At 47.2% G+C, this 14,825-nt stretch carries 8 protein-coding genes; 4 read left to right on the top strand and 4 right to left on the bottom strand.

From position 1 onward, the window contains the following. The first annotated feature begins 173 nt into the window (after positions 1–173). Both AC1DM9_RS05165 and AC1DM9_RS05160 read left to right on the top strand, forming a co-directional pair. Complete coding sequence (locus tag AC1DM9_RS05165) at positions 174–6,881, top strand: DUF7507 domain-containing protein (RefSeq protein WP_477578911.1); 6,708 nt, start codon at positions 174–176, stop codon at positions 6,879–6,881. Continuing rightward, entirely contained in the window at positions 6,878–8,557 is a 1,680-nt protein-coding gene (locus AC1DM9_RS05160) for a hypothetical protein (RefSeq protein ID WP_477578909.1), read from the top strand. Before AC1DM9_RS05165 ends, AC1DM9_RS05160 begins: the two co-directional genes overlap by 4 nt. A 57-nt stretch (positions 8,558–8,614) precedes the next feature. Here the strand turns inward: AC1DM9_RS05160 and AC1DM9_RS05155 are convergent, their stop codons facing one another. Both AC1DM9_RS05155 and AC1DM9_RS05150 read right to left on the bottom strand, forming a co-directional pair. Further along, positions 8,615–9,478 carry a sugar phosphate isomerase/epimerase family protein gene (locus AC1DM9_RS05155; protein ID WP_477578907.1) on the bottom strand — a complete coding sequence of 288 codons (864 nt, stop codon included), beginning with the start codon at positions 9,476–9,478 and terminating at the stop codon, positions 8,615–8,617. 3 nt (positions 9,479–9,481) lie between these two features. Further along, positions 9,482–10,291 (bottom strand): phytanoyl-CoA dioxygenase family protein, encoded by an 810-nt coding sequence (locus AC1DM9_RS05150; protein WP_477579303.1) that lies wholly within the window; start codon positions 10,289–10,291, stop codon positions 9,482–9,484. Positions 10,292–10,425: 134 nt separating this feature from the next. On the opposite strand from AC1DM9_RS05150, the gene AC1DM9_RS05145 reads away from it, so the two are divergent. After that, positions 10,426–11,238 (top strand): helix-turn-helix domain-containing protein, encoded by an 813-nt coding sequence (locus AC1DM9_RS05145; RefSeq protein ID WP_477578905.1) that lies wholly within the window; start codon positions 10,426–10,428, stop codon positions 11,236–11,238. A gap of 42 nt (positions 11,239–11,280) precedes the next feature. Here AC1DM9_RS05145 and AC1DM9_RS05140 read toward each other — a convergent pair whose 3' ends face one another. Further along, a complete protein-coding gene (locus tag AC1DM9_RS05140) occupies positions 11,281–12,219 on the bottom strand; it encodes an aldo/keto reductase (protein ID WP_441881754.1) in 939 nt (312 codons plus the stop codon). A 30-nt stretch (positions 12,220–12,249) separates the two neighbouring features. Then, positions 12,250–13,221, bottom strand: a complete 972-nt coding sequence (locus AC1DM9_RS05135; RefSeq protein WP_179089919.1) for a Gfo/Idh/MocA family protein — start codon at positions 13,219–13,221, stop codon at positions 12,250–12,252. A gap of 247 nt (positions 13,222–13,468) precedes the next feature. Here AC1DM9_RS05135 and AC1DM9_RS05130 point away from each other — a divergent pair, with 247 nt between their 5' ends. Next, on the top strand, positions 13,469–14,305 hold the full coding sequence (locus tag AC1DM9_RS05130; protein ID WP_076270881.1) for a helix-turn-helix transcriptional regulator: 837 nt from the start codon (positions 13,469–13,471) through the stop codon (positions 14,303–14,305). Positions 14,306–14,825: the final 520 nt, after the last annotated feature.

The following is a 14,825-nucleotide window of genomic DNA, read 5'->3' as shown; positions in this document are numbered from 1 at the left end:
CTTGTAAATGAAAGCGTTTAATTGGACGAAATTAGACTCTATTCTTGGACGATATTAAACCAGCGCAACAAAGCGCAAAAACTATATTTTAAGAAGACAAACAAAATAGTGGCTAAAGTCTCATAAACTAAGCAATACATTCATATTTACAAGAAAATTAGCTTTTGAAGGGGGTGAATACGATACCTCTGGTCGTCCGATCAACATTAAACGCAACCGGCGCCATTACATTTACAGGGAATACGCTGGGTCTCAGCCGCTCAGAAGTAGCTGGAACCCCTGGTACTTCCGATAGTATAGGCGCTTTCAGCACTACGAATACAGCAGCTCGGTACGGCACGTACCCGCTTGGAACAACGAGCAACTATTTGGAGAATAGTTCTGCCGCCGTTCTCATTCTCCCCACTGGAAGCACTGTTCTTTATGCAGAGCTTATTTGGGGCGGCACTTATGTCAATGGAACCGTTAATCTAACCGCAGCCATTAACAATCCCGTTACGTTCATTACACCGCTCGGAACCTCAAGCATCACTCCTGATGCAGCAACAAGCAATACGTTCGATTTGGGAGGAGGCGCACTTGGCTATACTCGTTCAGCCAATGTCACCTCGCTTGTGCTGGCGGCAGGTGCGGGTACCTATATAACAGGCGGCGTAGTCGGAACGATTGTTATTCCCGGCGATTCAACTGCTAACCATGCTGGCTGGACCCTCGCCGTCATTTATCAGAATCCTTCACTTCCGTTTCGCAACATGTCGCTGCGGGTTGGAGCTATCTTGGTTCAAAGCACTTCGGCAGCGGTCAACACGACAATAACCGGATTTGCCACGCCGATCTCAGGAGCCTTAGGCGGCAGGGCGTTGTTTAGCGCTCAGGAAGGAGATGCAAACCGAACAGGTGATCAAGCGTTGTTCGGCCCGACGACAGCTAGCTTGGTAGCTCTATCTGGCACGAACAATTTCGCTAACAATTTTTTCGCTTCACAAATTAACAATGATTCCGGTGCATTAAACACAACTGGAACTTTCGGGGACCGCAATCAAACAAATGGCACACCCGGTACGAACATCATTGGCGGTCGACAAGGCTGGGATATTACGAATGTTGATATTTCCGCTAGGCTGACGAACAACCAGAGCTCAGCCGTTTTGTCACTTACAACCTCTGGGGATGCTTATGTACTTAACGCGAATGCCATCCAAGTCAATATTAATGCGCCCGTTATCAATGTAACGCTAAGCGAGAATGCAACAGGGCCTACCATCGGCGACATCATCACCTTTACGGTCACGGTCAGCAACTCAGGGACAGCAAACGCAGCCAGTATCGTCTTAACCGATACATTGCCTGCTGGCGTTACGTTCGTACCAGGCAGCGTCGTTGTAGGCGGTGTCTCGAAACCGACATTCGACATAAGAACCGGAGCGCCGCTAGGCTCATTAAACCTAGCAACCTCCATCACCGTTACTTATAAAGCTACCGTAACCTCCTTGCCAAGCACCGCTCAGCTTTCAAGCACCGCCAATGCGGCCTTTACGTTTCAAAGCATAGCAGGCGGTCCCAATATTACAGGTGTTATTCCATCAAATACTGTCACTATCCCTGTTTATGCCCCTAATTTATCTATTGTAAAAAGTGCGAACACACAGAACGCAACGGTTGGTAATCAAGTAGTCTACACACTGCTCGTTGCGAATACCGGCAGTTCAGCAGCCATTGTCAACCTGACGGACAATATACCTGCGGGAACATCTTTTATACCGAATAGCTTCCGTGTCAACGGAGTCGTTGTAGCAGGTGCGAATCCATCAGCGGGAGTAGCCATAGGAACGATTGCAGCTGGGGGATCGTCAACGATCACGTTTCAAGTGCAAGTAAATGTTTTGCCATCTCCACCTCAGCTTGTGAATCAGGCATCAGCCACCTATACGTATCAAATACCTGATGGGAGAATCTTTCCCGGCTCTTTAGCTTCAAATACGGTTACAGTTCCTGTAAGACTTCCAAATGTTGTTGTCACGAAGAGCGCTAGCTTAACCGACATCGCTGTAGGTGAAACATTAACCTATTCCTTAGTCGTCACGAACAGCGGCATCGAATCCGTCACCAATGTCACATTGGGAGACACCATTCCTGTTGGAGCGGAATTCACCTCTGGGAGCGTAATTGTAGCTGGCGTATCCAAACCAACAGCAAATCCCGCGAGCGGCATCAGTTTAGGAACCATTGCGCCAAGCAACTCTGTCACCGTTACTTTTGCAATTCGCGCGACTGCTATTCCAAGCTCAGGTACATTGGTTAATCAGGCTTCGGTATCCTACAGCTCTGGCGTTTTCACAGGTCTCTCACTGTCTGGCAGCGTGACAACGCCTGTATATCAACCCATCATCAGCATTACAAAAAACGGTACGCCTACGAACGCTACTGTTGGAGGTACAATAACCTATTCATTCAGCGTAAAAAACAGTGGAAATATTGCTGCCCAAGTGACCTTAACGGATAATATCCCAACCGGCTCATCCTTTGTGCCAAACAGTGTCATCGTTAATGGAACAGCACTTCCCGGCAGCAGTCCCGTTACAGGCATTTCACTTGGCGCTTTGCCAGCTTCCGGCGTATCCAGCGTTTCATTTCAGATCTTGTTAAGCTCGCTTCCGTCGCCGCCAACTTTAGTCAATCAAGCCTCAGGCTTATATACCTATCAGTTGCCTAGTGGCAGAAACTTAAGTGGAAGCAGCAGCTCCAATACGATCACGCTCACTGCCCAAGCACCGAATGTCACAATTACCAAAGCTGTCAACGCTACCGCAGCTGCTGTAGGTGACATTTTGACGTTTACCATTATCGCTGTGAATAACAGTGTCGTACCTGTTACAAATGTCAACATCTCCGACACGTTGACCAGCAGCGCAGCTTTCATTGCTGGAAGCGCAACAATTAACGGGGCCGCAACAGCTGCAAACCCGAATGTCGGCATTTCTATCGGTACCATTAATCCATCTGCCAGCGTTACTATCGTATTTCAGGCACAGGTAACATCGCTGCCCGATCCCGCTGTCATATCTAATCGCGCGGCCATCAGCTATACATCAGGCTCATTTACAGGATCATCGTTATCCGAAACGATTCAAATTCCGGTGTACCAGCCCATCATTTCTATAGTTAAGTTTGCAAGCACTCAAAATGCAACGATAGGCGACACTTATACTTATACATTAAGAGTCCAAAACAGCGGCAATATTGGCGCTACAGTAAACGTAACGGATAATATCCCAGCCGGCGCTGTTTTCGATATAAACAGCGTGCTCATAAATTCCGTACCCTTTCCCGGATTAAATCCTGTAACCGGGATACCCATCGGAAATGTACTGCCTGGGAGCATGACAGAAATCAGCTTTGTCGTGACGGTTGCAACACTGCCTTCACCTCAATTTCTCGTCAACCAAGCAAGTGCACCCTACAATTACTCACTGCCGGACGGCCGTCAATTAAATGGTGCATCGGCTTCTAATATCGTATCAATACCTGTGTCACTGCCAAACGTAACTTTAGTGAAATCTGCAGCACCAACTTCCGTCGTTGTAGGCGATACCTTTACCTATACCTCCATTGTAACCAACAACGGTATTGCTCCTGTAAACCATGTCGTAGTTAACGATCCTTTAGCCGATAATATTGCCTTTATTAGCAATAGCGTGTTCATTAACGGCACTCCCCGGGCGGATTCATCTCCATCCACCGGTATCCCAATCGGTACCCTCGCCCCTGGCGGTTCGGCTACCGTAACTTTTGAGGTGAGAGTAACGATGGCAGTCCCAACGCAAATAACGAATCAATCAACCGTTAGTTTTACATCGGGTGCATTCTCAGCTTCATCCTCGTCGAATACGACAACAACGCCTGTAACTCAGCCGCAAATATCTTTGCAATTAAGCGCGAATACAAGCAATGCTACGCTTGGAGACACCGTTACTTATACTGTAGTTGTAAGCAATACTGGGAATCTTGCAGGAATACTCACGTTAACGGATGCACTTCCGACTGGAACAACGTTTGCGCCAAACAGCGTCGTCGTTGGCGGAGTTCCGCATCCTGGAGAATCGCCTGTAACCGGCATTAGTGTGGGAAGCGTTTTGCCTGGTGTGCCGATAACCGTTACCTATTCGACAGTAATTACAACACTTCCAAGCCCGCAGGTACTGGTGAATCAAGCCATAGGAGCTTATACATTTACGCCGCCAGATGGCAGGCTGCTGAATGGCTCCACACAATCAAACGTATTATCTGTTCCCGTTTCTGCACCTAACGTTGCGGTCGTCAAAAGCACAACGACGGTCGATGCTGCGCTTGGAGACATCATTACTTATTCAGTAGCCGTAACAAACAGCGGCATTGAATCGATCAATAATGTTGTACTTACGGATCCTGTGCCGGACGGAGCAACATTCGTTGCTGGCAGCTTGACGATAAATGGCAATCCTGCACCTGGTGTGCCTGCATCGGGAATTGCCCTTGGATTAATTCCTTCATCCAATACGGTAACCGTGTCGTTCAAGTTGAGCGTTACTTCTATTCCCGTCTCCGGGCAAATTGGAAACCAAGCAAATATTACCTTTACATCCGGTGTATTCTCGGGCATGACGATGTCCAACGTCGTTAATACCCCTGTCTATCAGCCCGTAATCTCACTCGTTAAAAGTGCAAATTCTATTAACGCCACACTTGGGGACACCGTTAGCTACCGAATCGACGTCAGCAATACAGGAAATTATGCTGGGAATGTAACATTGACTGACAATATCCCGCTCGGTGCAATCTTCGAGCCCAACAGTGTCTTAGTCGGAGGGCAGCCTCAGCCAGGTGCTGACCCTGTAACAGGCATCAACATTGGTGCTGTTGCTCCTAATACAACAGTGTCCGTCACCTTCTCTGTCATCATTGATTCCCTGCCGAATCCGCAGCAGCTTTCAAACCAAGCTCTTGCGAACTTTGCATTTGTTCTGCCAAGCGGCCGCCCGCTTAGCGGCAGCGCAAGCTCCAACACCGTTGTAATTTCTGTATCTGCACCTAATGTCAGTGTTGTCAAAAGCACAACTTCAACAGCCGTAGCAATTGGCGATATCGTCACCTATTCTATAAACATTCTCAATAGCGGCATCGCAGCGGTAAATAATATTATTTTTACAGACCCATTGCCGGTCGGAAGTGCTTTAGTTCCAGGCAGCGTATTGGTAGACGGAGTGCCAAGACCAACGGCCAACCCCGCAACAGGTGTAGCTATAGGAACGATCGTGCAAGGCAATACCGTTGTAGTATCCTTCAACGTATCCGTCATTTCTTTACCCGCTTCTGGACAGCTTAGCAATCGTTCATCTGTCAGCTTTACATCAGGTGTATTCTCGGGCGTCACTTTCTCGAACACAGTGATCATTCCTGTCTATCAGCCAATACTAACGGGAACCAAAAGTGGAAACACCAGCAATGCGACGATTGGCGACACCGTTGTCTATACGATTGCAATTCAAAATACCGGCAATTATCCCGGTGACGTTACCTTAACGGATACGATTCCAGCTGGCACAAGTCTTGTCCAGAACAGCGTCATCGTAAATGGCCAGCTCGTGCCAGGTGCAGATCCCGCAGCAGGAATATCGCTTGGCAGTGTCACAACTACGGCAAGTGTCACTTTTTCGGTAGTCATCAATGCGCTTCCGCAAAATCAGCAGCTTGTGAACCAAGCGTCCGCTACCTACAGCTTCTTGCTGCCTGATGGCCGCACCTTAGGCGGCTCATTTAGTACAAACGCCTTGTCTATTCCTGTATCTGCACCTAATGTTGCCGTTGTGAAGAGCACCACTGTTACCGATGCGGTCGTAGGCGATACGATAACCTATCGAATTGCAGTTACGAACAACGGCATTGAGAATATTAATAATGTGCTGGTGGTCGATCCCTTGTCCCCTGGATCATCCTTTCAGGCTGGAAGCGTCTTAATTGATGGTGTTCCTAGACCAGCAGCTAACCCGTCCCTTGGCATCTTAGTCGGGTTGATCGCGCCTAGCGTTACCGTGTTAGTTGATTTCAACGTACTAGTAACGTCACTTTCAGATTCCGGTACGCTCAGCAATAGAGCTACCGTAAGCTTTACTTCGGGTGCTTTTTCAGGAAATACATTTTCCAATACGCTCGTTACACCGATTTATCAGCCTATTCTTGCACTTGGCAAATCTGCCGATACCGCAAATGCGACTGTCGGAGACACAGTAACTTATTCACTAACCATCACGAATACGGGCAATATTGCCGTGCAGGCTTCCGTATTTGATACGATTCCAGCTGGTGCCGCCTTTGTGCCAAATAGTGTACTAATCAATGGTGTTCCGCAGCCTGGCGCTAATCCGGCGACTGGTGTTCCCGTTGGCACCGTCTCGCCTGGCGCATCCGTTAGCATCCTGATTTCACTGCAGGTAACAGTAGATGCACTTCCTTCACCGCAGCTGCTCGTGAACCAAGCAACAGCCAATTTCTCCTACGTACCGCCGGATGGCCGTGTGCTGACCGGAACTATTTTATCGAATGTATTGTCCATTCCTGTGTCTTCTCCAAATGTGTCTGTCGTGAAGAGCGCATCTTCCATTGACGCTGTTGTAGGCGATACCATTACCTATACCATAACGGTGTCCAACAATGGCATTGAATCCGTCAATAACGTCATACTCATCGACCCTACCCCAGCAGGAACAACGTTTACGACGGGCAGTGTCACTGTAGATGGTTCTCCGCGGCCAACAGCTAATCCGAATAATGGCATTACCATTGGCACCATTGCTGCTGGAGGCAGCTCAACCGTTACATTCAATGTGCTGGTTGTTACACTATGAGCCCGCTTCCTGGCGGTAATCCAATGGTTCAAAATCAATCGCTTGTTCAGTTTGCCTCAGGAAGCGCAGAGCTGGTGACCTACTCCAACACGGTCAATACCGCTTTAATAGGGACACGTATCGTACTCGAGAAAAAAGCCTATGAAAGCGAGGTTACTCTTGGCAGTACGATAACCTACAATATCACGGCAACGAACACGGGAAACACTGCCGGCAGCGTCACACTTACCGACAAGCTGCCGGAAGGAACTTCATTTGTCGCGAACAGCGTAATATTGAACGGAACACCCATGCCTGGCGCTAACCCAAGCAACGGTATTGCAATTGGAAATATGATGCCGCAAACGCAAGCTCAAATCATATTTCAACTCATTGTCGTTTCCATTCCAAGCAGCCTTCAGCTAGTTAACCAAGCGCAGGCAGATGCCGAATTTCGAACAGCAGAAGGGCGAATTGTCACGAGTATTACCAACTCGAACACGCTCGTTACACCTGTTAATGAGGTATCGCTATCTGCTCGACTTAACGCAAGCACCGAACAAACCTTTGTCTCAGAGCATGTAACCTATGAACTTACGATTGTTAATGACGGCAATCTTAGTCTCCGAGAGGCAGTCGCTTCCTTCGATCTGCCTCTCGGCATCCTTTTTGTGCCCGGCAGCGTGACAATCAATGCTGTTATTTCACCAAGCGCTGATCCGAATGCAGGTATCCCGCTCGGCACTATTAGACCACAATCAACCATCGTTATCACCTATCGCGCGCAAACGACGGAGGATGCCGCCTCTATATCTATCAGCAAAGCGATCGTTCGTTATCAAGTTTCCGGCACGCCGGATTATACGCATTCAAATGAGGTCGCCGTTATCCTTATCCAGCCTGAGATCAGCGTTAATAAGCAAGTAGATCAGCCTATTGCTGTCCCAGGTGATGTCTTGCATTACACGATCTACATTGAGAATGCCAGTAATGTTGCCGTTGATGCCGTGATGGATGACGTTTTGTCTGCTGGTGCAGTCTTTATACCAAATAGCCTGAAGTTGAATAACCATTCGATGCCAGGCGTGTTTATTGAAGATGGCATTAATCTCGGTACGCTGCTCGGGCAATCACAAAACATGATAACCTTTGATGCCCAAATCCCTTTACAACTTGCCACTGTTGCACCATTAACGAACACTGCATCGGTTGTCTACACTTTTCGGCTCTCAGACGGAAGAGTAGTTAGCAATTCCGCGAGCTCAAATGCTGCAATAACAGAAGTGGCTGCGCCTATCATTCAGCTTACAGCAAAGGTCACTCCACCTATTGTGGAGTATAGCGATACAATAACCATCGTTTCAACGCTTATGAATAATGGAAACTTGCCAGCTTTCGTTTCATTTACAAGCGAGTTTCCATTTGGCGTGGATTTATTGCCAAAAACGTTCCGTGTAGATGAAGCTCGACTAAACCCCATTGATTATGACGGCAATCAAACATGGCAGCTTGGGAATGTACTACCCGGAGCAACACTTGAAATCATTTATTCTGCTATCGTTACTGACGCAATCGTTTCTGATGAAATCGTAGGTTATGTCAAAGCGAAATTTTCCTATGAGGTAAGTTGGCAAAGCTACACTGGCGAGGCTCTATCCAATTCATTAATAGTTGCTGTGATTGGGGATGACGAGTGAAACAAAGAAACAAATAAACCCCGATTTGAACCATGATGGTTCAAATCGGGGTTTCAATTATTGGATCTCCTTTTGCCAAAGCTGCCTCACAAGTTGCTTCAAATAAAGGGACTGCGACCAGCGGTCACTAATCTCCGATTGCCGAGAACCAGCCTCATCTGACGTAATCGCATACGATGGAGGACCCAGCTCAACGACGATAGGGAATGAATCATTCTCTTTTCTTTGTCCAGTAAGCCAGTGTCTCATTGCACTGCCCCACCATCTGGAGAAATGGGGTACCATCGGATGATTGCCAGCTTCCCCCGGGTCGATCTGTATTTGCTCGCCATTTGATATACGGGTATGAATACTGTGCGTGTTTGGCAGCAAGCTTTGCAGCATCTGCTCCGCCTCATCCGAAATCGTATGAAGCTCACCAGCTACGACATAATGTGAATAGTCAATCGTAAGCCTCAGTTCCGGCAGCGACTGCAAATATTGCCGCGTTCGGATGAGATCCTGTGTAATCGTACCTCGGTGCGTCTCTACATAAACCGGGATGCCCGCCTGCCTCGACAGTGCATCAATTCCAGATAGCAGTTCAATGGCGGAATCGCCAATGAGGAAAGGCGTCATCACCTGTGCATTGATGTAGCCGATGTTTTCGAATGCTGCTGCTTTTTCCAAAAACTGAGACATCTCGTTTAGTGAAGAAGGATATGCATTTACACTAAATGACATGTTGTATTTATGGAGAAGCTCCTTCCATAAGCTGCTTTCCTCAGGTGCCGGAACAAAGGCGTTAATGCCGTCGAAGCCATTCTCTGCTATTAGCTTGAATTTCCCTTCCATATCTTGCGCATGCCCCGCTGTTCCTTGCAACCCGCTCATACCCCACCAGGACATTTCAACCAACAATTTATTTTCTGTTTTCATCATTAATTAGTGCGGATAGGCCATATCAAATTCAACTCCGCATGGTCCTCCGTCCGGATTAATTTCCAAATCAACGGCAGTGCCATCCTGTCTAAACAAAGGGCGATAATGATCGCTAATATGAGTTGCTGATGCATTCGCATAATGACAGATGAAGGCTCTGCGGAATTGATCCTTTGTTTTGTTTCTATACGACCCATGAATCAAGTTCCCGTTGAAAAATAGCACGTCGCCTTTATCCATAATTACCGGCATCGCCTTGTGATCCTTAGGCGGCTTAACGAAATGGGAAGTGAACGATTCCGTTGAATCCGCAATTTCAGGACAGCTAATTTCATGCTCGCTCGTCTTCGGAACGACAAGCAAGCTGCCGTTCTCCTCATTTGCCGCATCGATCGCCGTCCAAGCTGCGATACAATTGCCTGGCTCCACCTGCAAATAAAAATTGTCCTGATGCAGCGCTTGACCGCGTGAGCCTGGCGGCTTGTAATAAAACATGCTTTGGGCTGCAAGCGCTTCTTCACCATAAAGATCGGCTAATACGTCCATGACCGGCTTATGGAGCAAATATTTTTTGGACGTCTCATTAAAGCGATGCGGATGCATGACCCGCGGATAACGCTTTAACGGATCATCTGTCTCCCCTGACAGATCAGGCTCAAAATAACCCGGCACTGCTTTATGGCTCATTTCCTCGAAAGTATCCTCTATCGTGCGAATGTCTTCCTGAGAGAAAAGACCTTTTATCACAATGTAGCCCTCAGTACGAAATTGATTAACCTGCTCTTCTGTTAGTGCAATCAATGCTTCTGTCATCGCATAACGCTCCTTCACTGAATTAATCATTGCTCTTGACATAATCATAGTGGTTTCGCTATTTTTAAGGAAGAATGATTACTGCTGAAAACTACTTGTATTATGCTATTTTGAAAATGAAGGAGGAGTTTGGCATGCTTCCAAATCATAGAAAAGAAGCTGAAACAGAAGCACATGGCGGTGTGTTTCTAAGTGGTCTATTTGATGAATCCGACTCCTATCGTTATCGCAGGCCAAACGGAATAAGCGATTGGCTTATCTTTTATACCTTAGAGGGTGAAGGCTATTTACGCACACCCGCTGGAGAGAGGCGCTGCCGCAAAGGACAAATCGGGCTGCTGCGCGCTGGCATTCCCCACGAGTATGGGACGATTGCGGGAAGCAGCTGGCACTTTTATTGGGCACATTTTCAGAAACTACCTGAAATCGACTATTTGCCAAAGGATGAAAGCATCGTCATCACGATTCCAGACGGCAATATGAGAAGTAGAGTACAACTCACCTTCGATCATATATTGAGTGATTCGAGAGAGCGGGCAAGCTTCTGGCAAATGTTATGCGAGAATGCACTGCGCCAAGTGATATTGCTCACAGCGCAGCAGCTAGATAAACGACTGGATCCTCGCATCGAGCTTGCCCTGCAGTATTTATCACAGCATATGGAGCAGCCGATACGCATTGAAGAGTTGGCTCGGTCGGTTGGTTTATCTCTCTCGCGGCTATCCCATCTATTCAAGCAGGAGACTGGAACGAGCGTGGTCGAGCATCTGAATCATCTGCGGCTTCAGCAAGCGGCTCTTCTCATGGAGCATATGGGCCGTTCGGCAACCGAAGCTGCGCTTGATGTCGGCTTTAACAATTACAATCATTTTGCTGCTTTGTTTCGCAAAAGTTATGGCGTAAGCCCACGAACATACAAAAAGGACAAAGCCGCTCCTAACGAGTAGCTTTGTCCTTAAGGTTCCATCCATTTAATTAGGAAGTGATCATTATACCTTTTGTACGGCTAAATCAAGCCAATCCATCTCTTCCTTGGTGAGCGAAATGAGCGACCCTGCATCACAGGAATGAAGCTCTTCCGCTGATTGTGCGCCAATCAAGGCACAAGTCGGAAACGGTTGGTTTAGCACGTATGCTAGCGCGATCTGGATAGCAGTAACGTTTTTCTCAGCTGCCAGCTGCTTTGCACGTGCCAGACGCTCCCAATTCTCATCGCTATAGAACACACGTACAAGATCCTCATTATCTCTCACTTCGGGAGTAAATCTACCTGTGAAAAATCCTCTTGCCTGCGATGACCACGAAAGCAGCGGGAATTGCTCTTCCTCATGCCATGCGCACGTTTCCTCATCAGCAGATACGCAGCCATGCCAGAACGGTTCATTAGCTTTCGCAAGGCTAAGGTTCGGACTGCTGAATGAAAAACCGACAAGTCCATTTGCAGCTGCGTATTCATTCGCTTCCTTAATACGCTGCCATGTCCAGTTTGATACGCCAATCGCTCGAACAGTTCCTGCTTTGACATGCTCATTAAGAATATCGATAACCTCTGCTGCTGGTACTGCCGGATCATCCCGATGCAGTGCATAAAGGTCGATATAGTCGGTCTGAAGACGCTTTAAGCTAATCTCCAAATCATGAGCAATAGCCTCTTTGCTCACACGCGAACCCGTATGATCATGATGTGCGCCCTTTGTCAAAATAACCAATTGCTCCCGATTGCCGCGTTCCTGCATGTAGCGGCCAATCACTTCCTCGCTTTCCCCGCCGCAATAAATGTGGGCTGTGTCAATTGAATTGCCTCCAATTGCTAGAAAAGCGTCCAGATTAGTTGCTGCTTTCTCGTAGGAATCGTTATAGAAATAATCCGACCCCTTCATTAAGCGAGATACCTGCTTGGGTGAACCTTCAATTTGAATATATTCCATCGTTGTTTTGCCTCCTTAATTATGGGTTCGTTATATTTTAATTCGTGTATGCTCATGAGCAGAAAGCAGGCAAGCATCGATTACTTTCATGTTGTTAACCCCATCAGCGCTGCCGAACTGAAGCTCTGATACACCGTTAATGGCATTTGCCATATGATCGGCCTGCAAAGTGTAGGCGTTTACATGCGGCACCTCAACTTCACGGCGCTCTCCTTTTGCATCGACGAAGAAATTACCGCTGCCCGGCGCGCCAGTCACAAATGCGGAAGGCACTTCGATAATACCCTCTGTACCTAGCACCTCAAGCGGGTTGCGGAATGCTGCCCACATGCCGCAATCAAACGTCAGTGAAACCGCACCTTCAAACTCGATTAATCCAGAGGCCATCATATCGACATGATCATGCTCTGGTGAGAACAAAGCCTGAACGGTAACGGCTTCAGGTTCTTTGCCAAGCAGCAAGCGAGCAGCATTAATTGGATAACAGCCTACATCGTAAATCGAGCCGCCTCCCCACTCCTTGCGGTATCTCACGTTTTCTTTATGTCCTGCATTGTTGAAGGTGAACGCGCTGCGAATGCCGCGAATGTCGCCAATTTCCCCATCTGCGATCACTTTCTTGATCATGTCGTATCGAGGGTGATAGCGGTACATAAAAGCTTCGGACAATAACACGCCTGCTTTCGCAGCAGCTTCAGACATTTCAGCTGCTTCTTGTGCAGTCAAAGCAAGCGGCTTCTCGCACAAAATATGTTTCCCTGCTTCAGCAGCCCGGATCGTCCACTCTCTATGCAAATGATTTGGGAGTGGAATGTATATAACGTCAATAGAAGCATCCGCAAGCAATTCTTCATAACTGCCGTAAGCAGTCGGGATATTCAGCTCTTCTGCCGTCTTCTTTGCCTTGTCCACGTCACGGCTAGCAATAGCCGCTACCTCATTTAATTCCGAAAGATGAAGGCCAGGTATTACTGCGCCTTTCGCAATTCCAGCGCAGCCCATGATGCCCCATTTTAGTTTCTTCGTCGTCACTCCATCGTCACCTCAACCATTATTTTATTATTATATTGCGATTACAAGCTGAAACTAGCTACACCATCAGTTCAGAGCGCTGCACCTAAATCGTGAGGTACAAATTAGTATCAAACGATTTCATTGTGCTTGCCTCTAGTTTAAAGTAGATAACCAAAAAATAAAATGATATTATTTTGTTATAAGTTAAAACAATATTGTCATTGAGGTGAGCAACATACAAAGACAAATACATCTGCTTACGCTGCCAAATAATCCTTTTTTCTGTTTACCTGAATCTGTCGGGAATTACTGGAATGAGCCTGATCATTACACGCTTCGTATGGCGGGAGCGCTCAATAACTTTAATATTCATTACGTTGTTTCTGGAAAGGGTTATGTGGAGTGGGATGGCGAGGTGCACACCCTCGAGGCTGGTGAAGCTGTTCTTTATTTCCCCTTGCAGAGACAGCATTACTACAGCAGCAAGGATGATCCGTGGGATATAAGGTGGGTTCATTTTTATGGGAGTGGGCTTCAGGACTATATGATCGAACGAGGTTTTCACAAAAGCCAGCTCTGGACAATTCGTCAGCCAACCGCTTGGGAACAGGTGCATGAGGATTTGCTGGTCGAGGCAGAAAAGTCTCGCATGCTGCATCCGACCAAGCTTTCTGCTCTCATGTATGCCATACTCGCCGTGTTCATCGAGCAAGCTGTGCCGATATCCGGCAGCAAAGCTAGTACGTCCGGCAACCGCATCTTAAAGCTGCTCCCTTTAATGCAGCAGGAAGCGGCTGAGCCGTTCATACTCGAGCAATGGGCTGAAAAAGCAGGAGTTAGCCCCTACTATTTTTGCAAATTGTTCCGAAATGTGATGGAAATGACGCCGATGGACTTTATTACACGCTGCCGGCTTCAAATGGCGAAGCAATGGCTTCTGGAGCGCAAGGATGTTAATATCGGACAAATTGCTAGTGATGCCGGCTATCCGAGCGTCAGCTACTTCAACAAAAGATTTATGGCCCATGAGGGGATGACACCTACGGTATATCGTCAGCTTTACGGGGTGTAATACGAATGTTACTTTTTGCTCTGTAAGAACACATATGCGCTTAATGCACTCTTTTGTGAGTAACCCGGCTGCACTCATGCTCTGTAAGAACCTATTGGTTCTTACAGACACTTATGAATGTTACTTTTTGCTCTGTAAGAACATATATGCGCTTAATGCTCTCTTTTGTGAGTAACCCGGCTGCACTCGAGCTCTGTAAGAACCTATTGGTTCTTACAGACACTTATGAATGTTACTTTTTGCTCTATAAGAACACATATGCGCTTAATGCACTCTTTTATGAGTAACCCGGCTGCACTCATGCTCTGTAAGAACCTATTGGTTCTTACAKACRCTTATGAATGTTACTTTTTGCTCTGTAAGAACACATATGCGCTTAATGCWCWCTTTCGCGGGTAACCCAGCTGCACTCTAGCTCTGTAAGAACCTATTGGTTCTTACAGACACTTATGAATGTTACTTTTTGCTCTGTAAGAACATATATGCGCTTAATGCTCTCTTTCGCGGGCAACCACCCTTC

The organism is Paenibacillus sp. 01T431, from assembly GCF_056398625.1.
The sequence above is the reverse complement of the archived record's forward strand: the minus strand, read 5'-3'. Positions and strand labels throughout refer to the sequence as shown.

Bases quoted from the DNA above. Each gene is read 5' to 3' on its own strand.
- AC1DM9_RS05160 (WP_477578909.1), top strand. From the start codon at position 6,878: ATGAGCCCGCTTCCTGGCGGTAATCCAATGGTTCAAAATCAATCGCTT.
- AC1DM9_RS05150 (WP_477579303.1), bottom strand. From the start codon at position 10,291: ATGACAGAAGCATTGATTGCACTAACAGAAGAGCAGGTTAATCAATTT.
- AC1DM9_RS05140 (WP_441881754.1), bottom strand. From the start codon at position 12,219: ATGGAATATATTCAAATTGAAGGTTCACCCAAGCAGGTATCTCGCTTA.
- AC1DM9_RS05155 (WP_477578907.1), bottom strand. From the start codon at position 9,478: ATGATGAAAACAGAAAATAAATTGTTGGTTGAAATGTCCTGGTGGGGT.
- AC1DM9_RS05145 (WP_477578905.1), top strand. From the start codon at position 10,426: ATGCTTCCAAATCATAGAAAAGAAGCTGAAACAGAAGCACATGGCGGT.
- AC1DM9_RS05135 (WP_179089919.1), bottom strand. From the start codon at position 13,221: ATGGGCTGCGCTGGAATTGCGAAAGGCGCAGTAATACCTGGCCTTCAT.